General features: G+C 61.0%; 16 protein-coding genes and 1 riboswitch. Of the genes, 2 read left to right on the forward strand and 14 right to left on the reverse strand.

Features of this window, described 5'->3' with window-relative positions; genetic code table 11:
- Nucleotides 1–7 precede the first annotated feature (7 nt).
- From DSCA_RS15950 to DSCA_RS15990, 11 genes are all read right to left on the reverse strand, one after another.
- Nucleotides 8–1,921: an ATP-binding protein gene (locus DSCA_RS15950; RefSeq protein ID WP_167527802.1), complete on the reverse strand. Its 1,914-nt coding sequence runs from the start codon at nt 1,919–1,921 to the stop codon at nt 8–10.
- A gap of 16 nt (nt 1,922–1,937) precedes the next feature.
- Nucleotides 1,938–3,323, reverse strand: a complete 1,386-nt coding sequence (locus tag DSCA_RS15955) for an acetyl-CoA hydrolase/transferase family protein (RefSeq protein WP_231716508.1) — start codon at nt 3,321–3,323, stop codon at nt 1,938–1,940.
- A gap of 284 nt (nt 3,324–3,607) precedes the next feature.
- A complete protein-coding gene (gene acd, locus DSCA_RS15960) occupies nt 3,608–4,771 on the reverse strand; it encodes a glutaryl-CoA dehydrogenase Acd (RefSeq protein WP_155316370.1) in 1,164 nt (387 codons plus the stop codon).
- A gap of 38 nt (nt 4,772–4,809) precedes the next feature.
- Nucleotides 4,810–6,102 (reverse strand): thiamine pyrophosphate-dependent enzyme, encoded by a 1,293-nt coding sequence (locus DSCA_RS15965; RefSeq protein ID WP_155317370.1) that lies wholly within the window; start codon nt 6,100–6,102, stop codon nt 4,810–4,812.
- Nucleotides 6,103–7,215 carry a pyruvate flavodoxin/ferredoxin oxidoreductase gene (locus DSCA_RS15970; RefSeq protein WP_155317371.1) on the reverse strand — a complete coding sequence of 371 codons (1,113 nt, stop codon included), beginning with the start codon at nt 7,213–7,215 and terminating at the stop codon, nt 6,103–6,105.
- A gap of 264 nt (nt 7,216–7,479) precedes the next feature.
- The gene (locus tag DSCA_RS15975) at nt 7,480–8,253 is read right to left on the reverse strand and encodes a TIGR04219 family outer membrane beta-barrel protein (RefSeq protein ID WP_167527803.1); all 774 of its coding nucleotides are present in this window, start codon (nt 8,251–8,253) and stop codon (nt 7,480–7,482) included.
- 10 nt (nt 8,254–8,263) lie between these two features.
- Nucleotides 8,264–8,464 carry a hypothetical protein gene (locus tag DSCA_RS31990; RefSeq protein ID WP_167527804.1) on the reverse strand — a complete coding sequence of 67 codons (201 nt, stop codon included), beginning with the start codon at nt 8,462–8,464 and terminating at the stop codon, nt 8,264–8,266.
- A 42-nt stretch (nt 8,465–8,506) separates the two neighbouring features.
- Nucleotides 8,507–9,727 carry an FAD-dependent oxidoreductase gene (locus DSCA_RS15980; protein WP_231716509.1) on the reverse strand — a complete coding sequence of 407 codons (1,221 nt, stop codon included), beginning with the start codon at nt 9,725–9,727 and terminating at the stop codon, nt 8,507–8,509.
- Nucleotides 9,728–9,730: 3 nt separating this feature from the next.
- Nucleotides 9,731–9,865: a hypothetical protein gene (locus DSCA_RS32945; protein WP_269434664.1), complete on the reverse strand. Its 135-nt coding sequence runs from the start codon at nt 9,863–9,865 to the stop codon at nt 9,731–9,733.
- Nucleotides 9,866–10,124: 259 nt separating this feature from the next.
- Nucleotides 10,125–11,177 (reverse strand): KamA family radical SAM protein, encoded by a 1,053-nt coding sequence (locus DSCA_RS15985; protein WP_231716510.1) that lies wholly within the window; start codon nt 11,175–11,177, stop codon nt 10,125–10,127.
- 16 nt (nt 11,178–11,193) lie between these two features.
- On the reverse strand, nt 11,194–12,228 hold the full coding sequence (locus DSCA_RS15990; protein WP_155317373.1) for a DUF933 domain-containing protein: 1,035 nt from the start codon (nt 12,226–12,228) through the stop codon (nt 11,194–11,196).
- Nucleotides 12,229–12,489: 261 nt separating this feature from the next.
- Nucleotides 12,490–12,676, forward strand: a riboswitch (cobalamin riboswitch).
- A gap of 144 nt (nt 12,677–12,820) precedes the next feature.
- Between DSCA_RS15990 and DSCA_RS15995 the strand changes: the two genes are divergently transcribed.
- Both DSCA_RS15995 and DSCA_RS16000 read left to right on the forward strand, forming a co-directional pair.
- Nucleotides 12,821–13,702 carry a sirohydrochlorin cobaltochelatase gene (locus DSCA_RS15995; RefSeq protein ID WP_231716511.1) on the forward strand — a complete coding sequence of 294 codons (882 nt, stop codon included), beginning with the start codon at nt 12,821–12,823 and terminating at the stop codon, nt 13,700–13,702.
- A gap of 144 nt (nt 13,703–13,846) precedes the next feature.
- Nucleotides 13,847–14,359, forward strand: a complete 513-nt coding sequence (locus DSCA_RS16000) for a hypothetical protein (protein ID WP_155317374.1) — start codon at nt 13,847–13,849, stop codon at nt 14,357–14,359.
- A 28-nt stretch (nt 14,360–14,387) separates the two neighbouring features.
- Here DSCA_RS16000 and DSCA_RS16005 read toward each other — a convergent pair whose 3' ends face one another.
- The 3 genes from DSCA_RS16005 to purF all read right to left on the reverse strand — a co-directional run bounded on the left by DSCA_RS16005 (nt 14,388) and on the right by purF (nt 17,498).
- The gene (locus DSCA_RS16005; RefSeq protein WP_155317375.1) at nt 14,388–15,392 is read right to left on the reverse strand and encodes a radical SAM protein; all 1,005 of its coding nucleotides are present in this window, start codon (nt 15,390–15,392) and stop codon (nt 14,388–14,390) included.
- Nucleotides 15,392–15,958 carry a cyclic nucleotide-binding domain-containing protein gene (locus tag DSCA_RS16010; RefSeq protein ID WP_155317376.1) on the reverse strand — a complete coding sequence of 189 codons (567 nt, stop codon included), beginning with the start codon at nt 15,956–15,958 and terminating at the stop codon, nt 15,392–15,394. Before DSCA_RS16010 ends, DSCA_RS16005 begins: the two co-directional genes overlap by 1 nt.
- 91 nt (nt 15,959–16,049) lie before the next feature.
- The gene (gene purF / locus DSCA_RS16015) at nt 16,050–17,498 is read right to left on the reverse strand and encodes an amidophosphoribosyltransferase (protein WP_407924248.1); all 1,449 of its coding nucleotides are present in this window, start codon (nt 17,496–17,498) and stop codon (nt 16,050–16,052) included.
- Nucleotides 17,499–17,543 lie beyond the last annotated feature (45 nt).

Raw genomic sequence — 17,543 nt, forward strand, 5'->3', positions numbered from 1 at the left:
TCCGATATTACGACAGGCGTACCGGCTTTCTCGGCAGTACGATCTCAAACCGGCTTCCCTGGCCCGGTTCGCTCTGCACGGAAATCGCCCCCCCGTGTCTCTGGATGATCTTGCGGGTCACGAAAAGCCCGATGCCGGTTCCATTGCGGCCTTTGGTCGAATAAAAAAGGTCGAAGATGTTGTCGGCTTTCTGGGGACTCATGCCGCCCCCGGTGTCCTGCACGACAAAATGGACCGTGTCCCGGTCCGCCTGCACCAGAAAATCGATGCGGTGCGCGATCGGCGCAGGGTTTTCGATGCAGGCCTCGATGGCATTGTCGATCAGGTTGTACAGGGCCGTCCGCATCAGGTCCGCATCGATCAGCAGGTCCAGCGATGACTCCGGGAACTGCGGGTTGAACCGGATATCGGCCCCCCGCACTTTCATTGCCACGTTAGCCGCCACCCCCGCGGCAAACTGCAGCAGGTCCACGGCCGCCGGATCGAGGTCCCGCTCCTTAGCGTAGTACAGGATATCCGACACCAGCTTGCGGATACGCGCCATCATGAGCCTGGCCGTGTCCAGCCCCTCTTCGATGCGCCCCGGCGCGTCGCGGTAAAAACCCGAATCGATCATGTAAAGACCGGCGTCCAGGCCGGTCAGGCTGCCTTTCAGGTTGTGGGACAGGGTACTGACCATCAGGCCCAGGTTGGCCAGGTTGGCCTGCAGCTTGCGCAACTGGGTCACATCGGCGAAAATCGTCAGCACCTGAACCAGTTTTCCGGTCGCGGTCTTGATGGGGGAGGTCCAGGCCATCACGTTGGTTTTGACGCCCTCGCTGTTGGTCAGGATCATCTCCCCCTGCTGGGGATCTCCCGTTCGTACGGTGCGGGTAATGGGGTCCCGGTATGCGGGGAAAATGCCGGGGCGGAAAACCTCGAAAAAATGCCGGCCGGTCTGTTCGCCGAAATTTTCCCTGAAACGCCGGTTCACCGCATTGATACGGAAACGGCGATCCAGGACCACGATGCTGGAGGGAACGGCGTTGAACAGCTGTTCGTATCGCTGGTGGGTGTGGCGGCTCTCCTCGGCCAGGCGCTCGATCTCCTTGGTGCCGGCAAAGATTTCGATGACCAGCTCGACATGGCCGTCGTTGTCGTATATGGGCGCCGTATGCACCGTCACCGGAACCTGCGCACCGCTGGCGTAGCGCACCAGGGCCCGGGTGGTCAGGACGGTTTCGTTTTTCAGGGTCCGGCCGACGGGGCAGCCGCTGCGCGTCCCCCGCCGCCCCGCGTAGAGGCCCCAGCTGTTCTGGTGAAGCCGATTGCCCAGGTAGCGGTTGTAGGTGCTGTTGGCGGCCAGCACCGTGCAGTCCCGGTCGTGTATGGAGACAAAATAGGGCAGTTCATTGAAATAGCGCATGCCCCCCTGGGCGTCGCTGGCCACCTGGCTGATGAATGCCGACATCTTATCCACGATCTGGCGCACGGCCAGAAATCGCTCGGTATCAATGAGGCCGCGATTGCCGTCCCGGGCCCGGGACGGCGCGTTCTCGGAAAGGGACCGGACGCGCCGGTGCAGCCGCAACACGGACTCCATGCGCTGGAGCACGGTTTCCAGAGCGAGCGGGCGCACCGGCAGCGATAGAAATTCGTTGACCCGTCCCCTGAATAGCGCCATGGCGGTGTCGACCTCGCCGGCGGCGGTCACCAGGATCTGGATGTCATCGTCCCGGGTGCGGATGGTGTCCACCAGTTCCGAGGCGCCGTTCATGTCGATGCCGACCATCACCCAGGGCGGGCGGACCGTTTCATATTCCCGTACCCCTTCGGCGCTATTGCGGGCCGACACCACACGATAGCCCAGGGCCACCAGGGCCGGCGCCACCGTGCACGGGTATGGTGCATCGTCAACCACCAGGATCGGTTCTTTGATCATCGGATGCGATTCCCGCCTACACCCTGTCATAGGGATGAAATCCCCTGGGCACACCGCCGGTCAGCGCCCCTTTTTCATGGTGGAATTCGGGACTGTCGCAAATCTTCTTGAGCAGCTCGTCCTTGACCGATGGCGATGCCAGGTGGGCGATGCCCACGGCCCGTTCGGAGATGCTCAGGCCCCGGGGATCGAAAGCCCCGTTTTCGGTAACGATCACCACCGGATCCGCGGCGATGGCCGTGGTGGTGATGCCCTCTGGACACATGTCCACGATTTTGGATAGGCCCTTGGCAGTCAGCGATTTCAGGGCAATGATGGGCACCCCGCCCCGGGAAAGGTTGGCGCCGCGAATGAAATCGCACTGGCCGCCCACACCGCTGTAAATCTGCCTGGCCTTCATGGAATCGGCCCAGATGTTGCCGTGAAGGTCCACGCCGATGGCGCTGTTGATGGAAACCATGTTGGGTTGATTGGCGATGGTCAGGATGCTGTTGGTGTAGTCCGATGGCCGGCTCTGCACGGCCGAGTTGTAGTTCAGCCAGTCATACCCCTCCCGGTCGCTGGCCAGGAAGATCGAGGCGATGCTGAACTTGTTGCGGGTACTGGTATAGCGGTTGGTCACCACCCCTTCATCCACCAGCCGGCGCATGGCATCGGCAAACAGTTCGGTGTGGATCCCCAGGTCCTTGACGCCCTTTTCCAGGATGGCATCGGTGACCGCCTCGGGGACCTGCCCGATGCCGTATTGAATGGTGCAGCGGTCCCGGACGTAAAGGCCGGCGATTATCCGGCCGATCCTGCGGGCCGGCTCGTCCGGCGGCTGCACCGGACTGACAGGCAGGGGGTAGTCGGTGTCCAGCAGGTAGTCGATCCAGGATCCGGGCACCGTGTCCCCCAGCACGAAGGGCATCCGGGCGTTGCGCTCGGCGAGAATGAGGCCCTTGTTGGCCCTGACCGTTTCCACGGCCGCCATGACCCCCTCCACGGTGGTCCCCAGGCTGTAATTGCCCCCGTTGTCCGGCCCGGCCACGGTCAGCATGGCCACGTCGGGATTGAGATAATCGCGCACCTGCATGGGGATGTCGCCCAGATGCATGAGCTGGTACTTGGCCCATCCGCGGTTGGCGGCCTCCCGGGTGTGATGGCTGTTGAAGATGATGCGGTGGGTGATCCGGCGGCATGCAGCCTCGTCAAACAGCTCCGCCACGTCACCGAGAAAGAGCACGCCCATCATCGTCACGTCCCGGATGGCGGTGTCGGCCGCCAGCTGGCGGAACAGGACCTGGGGCGTGGCAGCATTTCCCGAGGCATAGATCCGGCTTCCCGGCGGCAGCAGCGCCTTGTTGACCATATCTTCGACATTTTTAACAATCTTCATCCTGTCCTCACGGTCTGTTGTCATCGTTCATCCCGGGGGATGCATTCGAGTCAGGGGAAAACTATTTTCTAATTCGACCGGCCTGAAAGCACAACGAAAAATTAAAAAGGGATGGGGGAACCGCCCGAATCAAGCGGTTCCCCCATCCCTTTAATCCCTTCAACGTTTTATTCGGAAGTGGTCGGTCGAGGTTCGGATCAAGGTCGCAGCATGCTTGCAACCGCAGGCGTAGCAGCGCTGCATCGAGGATTGTAAGCATGTGAGAACGCCGATCCGGGCCGCAAGATGCCTCTTCCGGGTGAAACGGTTTAGCGGTTGGCCTTGCGATACCCCAGCTGATCCAGGGCGATGATCCACTTGCAGATGTTCGCCGAGCCCTCCACCATGTAGTAGGTCGGCGTATCCCGGTAGATGCGGGCCACCGGGTACTCGGTCGAGTAGCCGTAGGCCCCCAGGATGCGCATGGCGTAATTGGAACACTTATTGACCGCCTCTCCGGCAAAGTATTTGGCCTTGGCCACATCCAGGCCGTTGTTGAGCCGGCCCTGGTCCTTGGCCCAGGCCGCCTTGTAGACCAGCAGGCGGGCCGCGTCGACCTCCGTGGCCATCTGGGCCACCATATCCTGGTTCATCTGGAACTGGCCGATCGGCTTGCCGAACTGCTTGCGGTCGTTGCAGTATTTGGAGACCACATCCAGACAGGCCTGGGCCACGCCCACCGCACCGGCCGCGGCCGACAAACGGGTCTGGTTCAATGAACCGAATACGATCTTGGCGCCCATGCCCGGTTTGCCCAGAATGTTCTCTTTGGGTACCCGGGTATTGTCAAGAAACACCTCGCCGGTCGGCGAACTGAACGAGCCCATCTTGTCCAGACGGGTGGTCTTGACCCCGTTGAAGGTCTTGGGCTCGATCACGAAGGCCGACAGCCCCTTGGAACCGGCGTCGATGTCCGTGTAGGCGTAGTAGATCAGGACGTCGGCCACCTCCGCGTTGGAAATCCAAGTCTTGGAGCCGTTGAGCAGCCAGTGGTCGCCCTTGTCTTCAGCCGTGCTGGTCATGGCCATCACATCCGAACCGGCGTCCGGTTCGGTGATGCCGAAGCCACCGATCAGGTCGGCCGTGCACAGCCCCGGGATGTACTTCTTTTTCAGGGCTTCCGTTCCGTAGGTCAAAATCGTGAAGGCGCAGCCGAGCACCTGCATGTTGACCTGCACCCGCAGCGAACTGCACACCCGGGCAATCTCTTCGGTGACGATCATGGCCGCCATCCAGCCCATGTCCTCGCCCTCGTATTCCTCCGGAATCACCGTGCCCCAGAAACCCAGCTCGCCCATGGGCTTGATGACCTCTTTGTATGGAAAGTAGTGCGCTTCGTCCCACTGGTCCACATTGGGCGCGATCTTCTTGGTGGCGAATTCGCGCACCGCCTTGCGCAGCATCTCCAGTTCCTTGCTCAGTTGAAAATCCATGAGATCTCCTTTACGTCTCCGTTATGGTGAAAGGGTGGTTAGGGGGTAACCCGGTGGATCAATTCCCTGGCCGTCTCCAATATGGCCGTTTTAAACCGGACCGCCAATGCGGCTTCGAGCATCTCCATGGTCAGCACCCGGTTCCCTCTGGCCAGCAGGGCCAGGCTGGCCAGGGCCCAGTCCTGCGCCTTGATCCGCTGGGCTTTGAAATCCACCTCCTGCACGGTGGCGCCGGTTTCGGGAAGGGTGACGCCGGCCGCCTTGAGGATCAGGGTGCCGCTGCCCAGCCGGGCCAGCATTTTCCTGCGCCGCCCGACCCCTTCGTCGGCCAGGGCCACGACCACGTCGGGGTGTTCGATACCGGTATAGTCCACCGGCTGCGGGGCGAGCACCATCTCACTTACCGAATGGCCGCGCAGCACGGTAATGGGATAATCGTTTTTCAAGGTGGCATGCCAGCCGCCGGTCATGCCCGCCAGGCAGACGATTTCACCGGCGGTGACGATGCGCTGCCCGGCACTGCCCACGATCAGGACCTCCTGGCGCTTGGAGGCCGGCGGCTGAAAGCGGGCCTCGATCTTGGCCGGCCGGGCCGGCACAGGCAACCCGCCGGCAGCAGTCCGATACCCGCGGCCGTACTCCTGGCGCTGGTTTTCAGGCACCGCCCCCTGAAATCGCGGCAGGAGGGCCAGATCGGCCTCGATGCTTTTGGGGGTGAGTTTATTGCGTTTGGTATAGCGGCCGGGGCACATGCCCCACATGTCGACCACCGAAAATCCATCGAAGTCCATGGCCGCCACCATCAGGTCGACCAGGTCCGGTGCATAGGATGAGGTTCGTGCCACAAAGCCGGCCCCGGCCGCGGCGGTGACCTGGCAGATGTCGATGGGCTTTTCCAGCCGGTTGAGAAACCCGGATCCCACTATGGCCTCCTGCGGGGTGGTGGAGGAGCACTGTCCGCCGGTCATGCCGTAGTTGAAGTTGTTCAGGATCAGCAGGGTCAGGTCGATGTTCCGGCGGCAGGTGGAGAGCACGTGGGCGCCGCCGATACCCAGGCCGCCGTCGCCCATGGTCACGATCACTTTCAGGTCCGGACGGGCCATCTTCAACCCCGTGGCATAGGTCAGCGCCCGGCCGTGCAGCCCGTGAAAGGCATGGGTGTTGAAAAAAGTGTCGAAAAGGCCCGAGCATCCGATGTCACTGACGATAACCACCTGGCTGCCGGCAAGCCCCATGCGTCCGAAGGCCTTGTCCAGGCTGGTGGTGATGCGTTCATGGCTGCATCCCGGGCAGAACACCGGAGGCCGGCTGGTATTGATCAGACTGCTCATTTATATCACCTCCCCGATCTGTTCCGGTTTGATCAGATTGCCGTTCATCTGTCCGAAAAAATCGATGCTTTTGCCGGGCAGCAGCCGGCGGATCTCACGCACGTACTGCCCCGTGTTCATTTCCACCACCACGACCCGCTCATAGGCGGCGGCCGTATCGACAATCAGCCGTTCCGGCACCGGCCACAAGGTTTTGGGAACCAGCAGGGAAACCGGCTTGCCGGCCGCTCTGGATGCGGCCACCGCCACCCGGGCGGCCCGGGCGGTCACGCCGTAGGCCACCACCAGGGTGTCGGCCCGGGGGTCCAGGTCCTGGTCGAAAAAGGTGAACCGGTCCACGTGGGCGGTCAGTTTTTTCTCCAGGCGGTGCTGAAAGGCGTTGATCTCATCGGGATCGACGGTAATGTATCCGTTGGCGCCGTGGGTGGAGGAGGTCTGCCGTACCAGGGTTTGATCGCCGATGGGCAGAAAATCCGGGGCCGTGTCATCACCGGCGCTGGCAAAGGGCAAAAAGGGGGTCTGCCGGTCGGCCGGCCGGCGGGTGACAATATCCGGCAGGTCGATGGCGTCCAGATCGACGCTTTCCCGGGTCATGGCAATCTCCTTGTTGGAGGCCAGAAAGACCGGGCAGCGAAACTGTTCGGCCAGGTTGAAGGCGTGGACGGTGAGCCGATAGCAGTCGGCCGCATCCACCGGCGCCAGAACGATTACCGGCAGACCGGAGCTGGAGCCCCAGCGCATGAACTGGATGTCCCCGTCCGCCCCTTTGGTGGCGGATCCGGTGGAAGGCCCCAGCCGCTGAACGTTGACGATGACCAGGGGGATCTCGCTGCCGATGGCAAAGGAAATCTGTTCGCTGTAAAGGCTGATGCCCGGTCCCGACGTGGCCGTGAGGACCTTGTTGCCCGCCATGGAGGCGCCCAGGCAATAGCCGATTGACGCGATCTCGTCCTCACCCTGGAGGCAGACCCCGCCCTCCGGGGGCAGGTACCTGAGCATGGCGTTGTATATGGTGGTGGCCGGCGTGATGGGATACCCGGCAAAAAACCGGCAGCCGGCGGCCATGGCCCCCAGCGCCGCCGCCTCGTTGCCCTCGATGAAACTCAGAGCCATTTCAATCCTCCCTTAAAATTTTATCACATATTTGATCAAATTCAGGATCAAACCAAAGCACCCATAACGAAACCCCTTTGGGGTGTCAATGCTTTTTAAGGCAGGACGCGGTTAAAGCGTTGGAAAAGCGTGAGTTCGCGGACGGGCACCGGCATGGGCGATGCTTCTTTGGGTTCGGGCGCACCCGGCATCACCCACGCCGGCCGACCGGGCGTAAAGGGGGCGGCCCGGCAACGGGACCGCTGTATCCGTATGGCATTCCGGTCAGAACGAAAACCCGGCTTCCACGAACGGACCGCTGAATTCCACATCCGCCAGGATATCCTCTTCGTCCAGTTCGGCCTTTTCGTACCGGTATCCCCCGGCGGCAAACAGCGGGCCGGCGACCCTGACCTTGACCCGGCCGATCAGGCTGTATACGTCGTTGCCGCTGTATGAAATGCCGCGCCCTTCCGCTTCGAGGGACAGGCGCTCGAAGGGACGGAACTGGACCGCCAGAAAGGCCATGGGGATGGGAAAGGTGCCGGTCTCGGACTCACGGAGTCCGCTTGAATCCTGGCGAATCTTCAGTTCGTAATCATATATGCGCACATTCACGCCGACATCGATATTGAACGTGTCGAAGGTGGCGGTTTTGAGCAAGGGAATGCCATAATACAGGCCCACGTCCAGGCTGTCCAAGACCGTTTCCGAATAAAACGGCCCCGGATTGAAGGTGACGTCGCCGAAATTGAATCCGTCTGCTTTTTCTCCGGTTGCACTGAATTCCATGGGCGTGGCCATAAGGTAGATATTGGGCAAAAACAGCGGCATGTCGATGGACAGGCGGGCCGAGACCCGGGTTTCATCGTCATATTTCAGGTCTCCTTCGACATCGAGGATATCGTCCGCCCCCAGGACCTTATACCCCAGCGACCCGCTGGGTTCCTGGAGCCACCCGCCCACGGCAAACTCCACGCCAAAGGCACCGGCAGGTACCGCCGCTGCAATTAAAATCAAACCTGTCACGGCCGCCAGCAGATACGTCCTGTTGATCATGATTGCTCCTTTAAAGCAAAGCCCCCGGTTGATCGAGCGCCTTTCCGGACATGGGGGATTCGGGTCCGGAACAGGGCCAGTGAAGCATCTTTCCGCGGGCATATCGCTCGGCGTCCGAGGACGAAATACCCTTTTCCGGATAGTCATGGATGCATGGATCGGTTATCGTCAGCAGGGGCAAAAACTTGAGCGCAAGAATCGATGGGGGCATCGGGGCACCGGCATGACGGGCCGCCAGGTGCCCCGGGTTTTCTCAGGCCTGTCTTAATTTCTGCAGGGCCTGTTCAGCCGCGATGGTGATCGGCTCGGCGCTGGGCTCCGATGAGATATCCGGGTTGCAGGCCGAGGTAAAGGTGGTCAGTTCGCCGATGGTCCGCCGGCCGAGGATGAAGGCACTGACCGCATCGATCTCCCTGGACGGTCCGATCGTGTGGCTGACGATCTGGCCGCCGATCAACCGCTGGCTGGCCTTGTCGAACACCAGCTTGATCTTCCAGGGCAGCATGCCCGGAATCATGGCGTGCTTGCTGCGCGAATCGACCACCGCGCAGACGGTGTCGAACCCGTGGCGTTTGGCATCCGCGTCCGTGAGGCCCGTGGCCGTCACGACCAGGTCGAACATCTGGCATCCGCCCGCATTGAGCACGCCGGGAAACTGGATATCATAGCCGGCCAGCCGTTTGGCGGCCAGACGGCCCTGCATCACCGCCGGGCCCCGAAGCCGGCCGCCTTCGGGCTTGCCGGTGATGAAATTGATTTTTTCGACACAGTCGCCGCCGGCAAGAATATCCGGGTCGGAGGTTTCCTGATAGGCGTTGACCTTGATGCCGAACTGGCCCATCTCCAGGCCCATGGCCTCGGCCAGTTCGGTGTTCGGCCGAACCCCCACGTTGATGAAAACCATATCCGCGTCGATGACCGTTCCCGAGTCCAGTTCCACGCCGGTCACCCGGCCATTGCTTCCGAGAATGGTTTTGACTTTCTCGCCGGTGAGCAGCCGGATGTTTTTTTCCGCCAGATAGTCCGCGACGGGTGCCGCCATATCCGCGTCCAGCATCAGGGGCAGCGGACGGTCCATCAACTCGACGACGGTAATCGTTCTCGGGGAACCGCCATCGGCTGCCAGCAGGGACGCCACTTCCAGGCTGATGAAACCTGCGCCCACAAACACCAGGCGTTCAGGCTTTTTCTCGGCGATGTAACGCCGTATTCGTTCAGCGTCGCCAGCACTGCGCAGGGAGAGGACGCCGTTGAGGTCGCGGCCGTCGATGGGCGGTATAAAAGAACGGGCGCCCATGCCGAGAAACAGCTTGTCATAGTCAATCTCGCGGCCGCCGGACAGTCGAATGCGCTTGTTGACCTTGTCCACATGGGCGACTTCATCCACGATGACCGTCAGTCCGGCGGCTTCAAGCATCTTGTCGGGGACCACGATGGATTCGGGGGTGGCCAGACCGGCCACGACATGGGGCAACGCTCACCGGACAATGAAGCAGGTCTCTTTTCGAATCACCGTTACGTCCACCTCCGGCATCAGCTTTTTAGCCATCATGGCCGCCGGGCCGCCGGCACCGCTGCAACCCACAATTACCAGTCGTTCGCCTTTTTTCATGATTGCTCCCTTCGTTGCCTGGATCGGTTAACAGTCATCGCGTGGCGATGCCACCAGAATAAACGTCCTTCCAATGAACACGAACCTGACCATAATTGCAAGCATACCCTCAAAAAAAATTGGTGGGCCAGAAAGCAAATGGCATTCGGCAAATATCGGAAAGCCTGCCGGCACGGGTCACATGACCGGGCGCCGCATGTCGCGGGGCAGGAAAAATCAGGACCGGCGCCCCGCCGGAAAACGGGAGAAACGGCCTGGCTCAGACGGGGTAGTTGAAATGCCGGCCCTCGAAATTACGGATGGTCCAGCGGCCCGGATGTTTGTCGACCACGTAATTCGGCGTCAGGGGAATTTTTCCGCCACCGCCGGGCAGGTCCACCATATAGTGGGGCACGCCCATGCCGGACAGGTGACCGCGCAGCGCATCCATGATCTGCAGGCCGGTGGCCACCGGAACATGGAAATGACCGGTGCCGCGCACCCGGTCCAGCTGGTGCAGGTAATAGGGTCGAACGCGGATGGCCAGGAGCCCTCTCATCAGCCGGCGCATGACGGCCGGGTCATCGTTCACGCCCTTGAGCAGCACCGTCTGGCACCCCAGCGGAATCCCGGCATCGGCCAGGCGGACGCAGGCGGCCGAAGACCGTTCGGTGATTTCGCCGGGGTGATTGAAATGCGTGTTCAGGTAGATGGGCTGGAATGCCTTCAGCACGTGAACCAGGTTGTCGGTGATGCGATGGGGCAGGGTACAGGGCATTCGCGAGTGAATCCGGACCAGGCGCACATGGTTGATACGCCGGATCTGGTCCAGCAGCCGGGCCAGCCTGTCGTCGTCGAGCATCAACGGGTCGCCGCCGGACAGCACCACCTCAGCAATGTCGGGGGTCCGGCGAATGGTGTCGATACCGGCGGCGATGCGGTCGTTTCGGGAAACGCCGCCCACGCGTCGCTTGCGCATGCAGAAGCGGCAGTGCATGGCACAGCGGTCCGACACCAGGAAGACCGCCCGGTCCGGGTAGCGGTGAATCAGCCCGGGCACCGGGGATCGCGCCTCCTCGCAAAGGGGGTCGGCCGATCCGGCGGTGTCGGCCAGTTCGACCGGATCGGGCACCGCCTGACGCCACATGGGATCGCCCGGCTGCCGGATCAGGGAGAGATAGTAGGGATTGATCCGCACGGGAAAATCACGGATCACCAGCGCTATCCGGTCGGGGTCGACATCGACGTGCTCGGCCAATTGCCCCGCGCGGGTCACGCTCTCGGACAGCAACACCTTCCAACGGGGCATCGACGGGGGCACGGGGCGGGTCACAGATGAACGGATCCCGTCAGACATTGAAGCGGAAGTTGATGATATCCCCGTCACAGACCCGGTAGGTCTTGCCCTCCAGGCGCACCGTGCCTTTTTTACGGGCCTCGGCATAGGTACCGGCGGCAATGAGGTCGTCGTAGGCCAGCACCTCGGCGCGGATGAACCCCTTTTTGATGTCCGAGTGGATCACTTCGGCCGCATCCACGGCATCGGTGTCCCGTCCGATGGTCCAGGCCCGCACTTCGTCCTCACCCACCGTGAAAAACGAAATCAGCCCCATCAGGTCGTAGGAGCGCATGATCACGCGGTCCGTGGCCGACGCGGTGATATTGAACTCGCTCAGAAAATCCTGCGCCTCGTCGTCGGACATCTGGGCCAGTTCCTGCTCCAGCTTGGCCCGGATCACCATGCACGCCTCGCCGTCGGGCAGAGAGGCGTCCTCGGGCAGGCGGTCGTCTTCGTCTTCGTTGTTGAAGAGCATCAGCATGGGTTTGGCCGAAAGAAAGGCAAAACCGCGCAGGAGCTTGGCGGCAGCGATGTCGGGGAAGTGGCGCAGGGGGGTTTCATTCTCCAGATGCGCCTTGCAGCGGTCCAGCAGGGCAATCTCCTCGGGATTGGGTTTTTTCCCGCGGCGCGCGTCCAGGGCCAGGCGCTCCAACCGCTTTTCCACCACGACCAGATCGGAAATGATCAGCTCCTGGTCGATCGCCGCCACGTCCGCCGCAGGGGTGGGGTCGTCAAAACCATACCCGCTGAAATTGCGCACCGCATGAATCAGGGCGTCGCAGTCGCGCACCTGGGTCCAGATGCTCTGGTCTTTTTTGGCCGCGGCACCGTGGTCCCCCTTTCCGGGCAGAAAATACTCCACCCGGGTAAAGATGGTTTTACGCGGCTGGTACATGGCGCTTAAGGTGTCCACCCGCTGGTCCGGGACGGTGATGGTACCGATACGGCTTTCCTGGCGATTGCCGTCCGCGGCAACGCTGCGGGTCAACGCTTCGAAAACAGTCGCCTTGCCCGACTGGGGAAGCCCGATGATGCCAAGTCTCATAGGTCTGTTCCTGTGTTACGCATGGGCGCCGGTATCATTCAAAAGCGACAGCATACCGTCCATGCATTTTTTTATTTGGCATTCGCACATACAGGCCCTTGCGTCAAGGCAAATGAAAAGGGGCGGCAGCGGCCGGAATCCCGGCGCGCCCTGAGGACATCTCCAATTGGCCTTCCGGGTTAAGTCCCCAGTCGAAACGATCCGGTACGATGTCGCCCCGGAAGGGGAGTATTAGTATTTGACAAAGGACACCCTTTTGGATAGAGATTTTTCCCTGAAGGCGCCCGACAGGGCTTAAAAGGGAATCCCGTTTAAATCGGGAGCGGTCCCGCCACTGTATCCGGGGACGAAATCTGCGACACCACTGTTTCGGGAAGCAGCGAAACGGGAAGGGCAGAAAGTAGATGGATCCGGAAGCCAGAAGACCTGCCTTTGCAAATGCCGTCTATTCCGCGATGGACCGGATTCGGCACAATTTCTGACAGGGTCAAGTAAACCGGGTGCAGCCCTTCATGCCAATCGGGCCATGAAGGGTTTTTTTATGCCGGTTCATGCAGGGTCAACCTCAACGACAATGGAAAAGGAGCACGGTATGCGAGCAAAAAAACGGTGTGGAATCATGCTGGTTTTACTTTTCTTTCTGGCAGCAGCCCAGGTGCATGCGTCAGCCGGTCACGGCCATCAGGCGGACAGGAAAACCGGCATTCTCCTGGTCGCCTTCGGGTCGAGTGAGGCGTCCGCCCAGGTCTCATTTGAGAATATCGACCGGAAAGTAAAGGCCGCCTATCCCGATACGCCCGTTCGATGGGCCTATACGTCTGACATCATCCGCAACAAACTCGCCGGTCAGGGAAAGGTGCTGGATTCGCCGGAAGTGGCCCTGGCGAAGATGCTGGATGAGAAATTCACCCACGTGGCCGTTCAATCCCTGCATACCATCGGAGGTGCGGAATACCACGATTTGCGCAAAACCGTGGGCGCGTTCAAAATCATGGGCGGATTTCAGAAAATCATTCTGGGGTATCCGCTGATCGCCACCCAGGAAGACATGGCGCGGGCCGTGGACGCCATTATCGGGACCATCCCCCCCGAGCGCAAACCCGGTGAAGCCGTCGTGCTGATGGGGCATGGCACCCATCACCCCTCAAACGCCTTTTATGCGGCGCTGATGTTCCAGTTGCAGCTCAAGGACCCCAACATCTTCGTGGGCACCGTCGAAGGCTATCCCGATGTCGGCCTGATAAAGGATCTGGTGCTGCGGAAAAAAATCAGAAAGGCCTACCTGATGCCGTTCATGTCCGTAGCCGGCGATCACGCCAAAAATGACATGGCCGGCGATGAGGCGGATTCCTGGAAGTCCATCCTGACCCGCGCCGGCATCACCTGCGTCCCCGTGCTTAAAGGCACGGCCGAATATGATGCGTTCGTGGACATCTGGGTGGACCATGTCGCCGGGCCGATGGGTCATTTCTAACCACGCCCGCCCACAAAGAGGTTTGCGGCGCACGTCTCGATGATGTGAAAAATTTTATCCCTGGGATGTCCTCCCTGATCCGGGGTAAAATGTTTCGCATCACCCGATATTGAATAATGGTCCCGATCCGTTTATGAGAACCCCATGACGGCACCCCTTTCCGCCATCCCCTGGAACACCCCCGCCCTGTGGTGCGAGGCCAACGCCAGCCTGGCCGACGCCCTTCGAACGCATTGGTCCGCTTTGGCCGGAAACCACCGGCAGGCCCGGCAGGCCCGGCGCCTGCTGGAGTCCATCTTTCCCCGCATGGACATTTTGTGTGAGCAGGCCTGTCCCGCCTGCACGGACGTCTGCTGTCAGCGGGCGTGGGTATGGGCCGACTTCAGGGACCTGCTCTTCTTCCACCTGGCCGGCATCCCCCCGCCCGAGCGGCAGCTGCTCTCCCAACCGGGAGATCACTGCCGCTATGCAGGCCCCGACGGCTGTCGGCTGGAACGACTCCAGCGGCCCTTTGTCTGCACCTGGTACCTGTGCCCGGCACAGATGCGGCACCTGCGGCAGACGCCGGCGGAGATGAAGAAGGTCTCTGAGTCCCTCCAGCTGATCAAACGCCTCCGGCGGGAAATGGAAGCGTCATTTATCGAGGCGGTAGCCTGAATCAGGTGTCTGCCTGAGATAGCCCGCGCTACGGAGTGATTTCTTCTTTAAGCATACAGCAGGCTATTTTGTAAGCCGGCTTGCCGCCATCGGCAGGGGGAAGGTTGCGGGGCTGGATGATGCGGTTCATGACGCATCCCTCGGGAATGCACAGGGGAAACAGGTCCGCCTCGTTGACCTTGGCGGCGGCCACCAGCCGGTCATCGCGGATTTCAAGGCTGTGCAGGGGGTAGTCCTCGCATAAGGGGCATCGATAGACGCGGCCGTTGGGAAAAATGAAGTAGTTGTCCGCCACCAGGCCGGCGCATTCGAAGGGTTCATCGGGCTCCAGGAACACCTTGGGGAAGGTGACGGTGATCCCCCGCCGGGCGACGGATTCGGCCACCTGCGGGATCACCGCCAGCCAAGTGTCCCGGTCCACCTGGGCAAGGGCGTCCCGATGCCGGGGGTCCTCGGCCCACTCGCCCCGGACGCCGATCACCTGGATAAAAAACCGGTCGACCCCCAGTTCGTCCAGCAGGGTCGGCATGCGCGCCAGGTGGTCGATGTTGGCCCGGCTGACCGTATAGATGAGGCTGACGGCAAAACCGCGTTCTTTGGCCGCGGCAATGCCGCGCGTGCAGTGCTCGAAGCTGCCCGATCCGCGCAGGGGATCGTTGATCGACGGGCTGGGGCCGTCCAGGCTGAAACTGAAGTAGTCCACCTCGTCCGGCGACACCCGATCGAGGATGTCGTGAAAAAGGTAGCCGTTGGTATCGATGGTCACCGATGCGTATCCCAGGGCCCTGGACCGGCGGACGGCGGTGGACAGGTCCGGGTGCAGGGTCGGTTCACCGCCCAGAAAAATGACGTTGGATTCGGGATGCCGGCGGGCGAACAGGGTCAGCCACCGATCGATGGTATCGATGTCCAGGGTGTTTCGGCCGTGCTGATCGGGGTTGATGTAGCAGTGCCGGCAACGAAGGTTGCACCGGGTCAGGAGGTGGAAGAATACGTTGGCCGAATGGCGGGTAAAGGATACCGTTTTTCGCATCACATCGATTTCATCAGGTTTTCCAGGTCCGCATCTTCATCTTTATCCGGCGTCGATCCGGCTTTGCCGCCCAGGCGCCGCACCTCCTTTTTGGCCCGGATCAGCTCTTCGTTGGTCAGGCGCAGGCGGTAGGTCATGTATTCGGCGAAAATCCGGTAGAGCAGCAGCAGAAAGTCGAGGCGCTCATCCTTTTGATCGGAGGAGGACAGCCGGTTCCCGGCGGAGGTGTCCACGGCCAGACAGATGGTCTTGCCGTCCGACAGCACCGTGGCGCTGCGGGTCTGGTCGTCAATAATCCGCATCTCGCCGAAGATTTCACCCTTCTTCGAGATGGCTCCGATCTCTTCGCCTTCCTTGGTGATGCGGATTTTACCGGAGAGCAAAAAGTAGAGCCAGGGGTCCATGTCCCCTTCCTGGATGATCGTTTCACCGGATTCGTACTGGCGGATTTTACTGAGGCGAAGCAATTTTCCCAGGTTGCGGGTCTCGAAATGCTTCAGGGCCGAGATGGACATGAGTCGCTGAATATTCTCAATATTTTCCTTCAGATATTTGGACTCGATCATACTCCCCCCCAGGCGATGGTAAGTTCCGGAAGCCGTCTTTTGGTCGCATTTTAGTGTGTCGGTTCAGGAAAGGCAAGCCTCATTCGCTGAATTATGGGGTTCTTCTGACCTCCATACAGTGCTTGGAAAGGTTGTCGTCGAACTGAACCGGGTAGCAGCCATCGAAACAGGCCTTGCAGAAATGATCGACCGGATTGTCGATACCGGTGGATGCGAGCAGCCCTTCCAGGCTCAGGTAGTACAGGGAATCCAGGCCCAGGTGGTCACGCAGCTCCGCCACGTTCATCCTGGCTGCGATCAGCTCCCCTTTGGTGGAAAAATCGATGCCGTAATGGCAGGGAAAGCGGTGGGCCGGCCCGCTGACCCTCAGGTGAACCCGTTTGACCCCCAATTCACGAAGAGCCTTTACGCGTGTCTTTACGGTGGTGCCCCGTATAATCGAATCTTCGATGATGATGATGTCCTTGCCCTTGAGCAGTTCCTTGATGGGGTTGAGCTTCACCCGGACCCCGAAGTCCCGCATGCTCTGGGTCGGCTGAATGAATGTGCGGCCCACGTAGTGGTTGCGGATCATGCCCGTTTCGAAAGGGATGCCCGATGCTTCGGAATACCCCAGGGCCGCATAGGTGCCCGAATCGGGAAAAGGCATGACCAGGTCGGCATCCACGGGCGCTTCCTCGGCCAGCCGCCGGCCGTGGGCCTTGCGCGTGAGGTAGACGTTGTGGCCGAAAAAGGTGCTGTCCGGTCGGGCGAAGTAGATGAATTCAAAAATGCAGAACGCCCTGCGATTGGGGGTATTGGTGCGAATGCTTTTGACCCCGTCCCTGCTGATGATGACAATCTCACCCGGGTCCAGTTCGCGAACAAATTCCGCCTGCACCAGGTCCAGGGCGCAGGTCTCCGATGCCAGCACCCAGGAACCGTTGAGTTTGCCCAGGCACAGGGGCCGGAAGCCGTGAGGGTCCTTGATGCCGATCAATTCGCCCCGGCTGGTCAGCACCACCATGGAAAAAGCCCCCTTCAGGCGGGCCACCGAGGCTTTCAGGGCCTCCTCGAAACCCAGGTGGAGGCTGCGGACGAACAGGTGCAGAAACACCTCGCTGTCCATGGTGGTCTGGAAGATGGAGCCGGCATCCTCCAGTTCGGCTTTCACATGGTGGGCATTCACCAGGTTGCCGTTGTGGGCCACGGCATAGGCCCGGTTGCGGTGGCGCACCACCAGCGGCTGGGCGTTGGCCACCACCGAACTGCCCGTGGTGGAGTAGCGCACGTGTCCGACCGAACTGGAGCCGTTGAGGCCCTCCAGGATGTCCATGTCAAACACGTCGGGAACCAGCCCCATCCCCTTGTATTCGTCTATCGCACCGCCGTCGGCAACGGCGATCCCGGCACTCTCCTGCCCCCGATGCTGGAGGGCATAGAGCCCGAAGTAACACATTTTCGCCGAGTCCGGATGATTGAAAGCGCCAAAAAGGCCACATTCTTCCCGGGGTTTGTCCTCACCGATCATTTCCAGACGTGTTGTTTCAGATGGGTTCATTTTCATTGGCCTTGAAGGGGAAATGGTTGGTCCGGGCCTGATGGA

This window comes from Desulfosarcina alkanivorans (assembly GCF_009688945.1).
Classification (GTDB): Bacteria; Desulfobacterota; Desulfobacteria; order Desulfobacterales; family Desulfosarcinaceae; genus Desulfosarcina; species Desulfosarcina alkanivorans.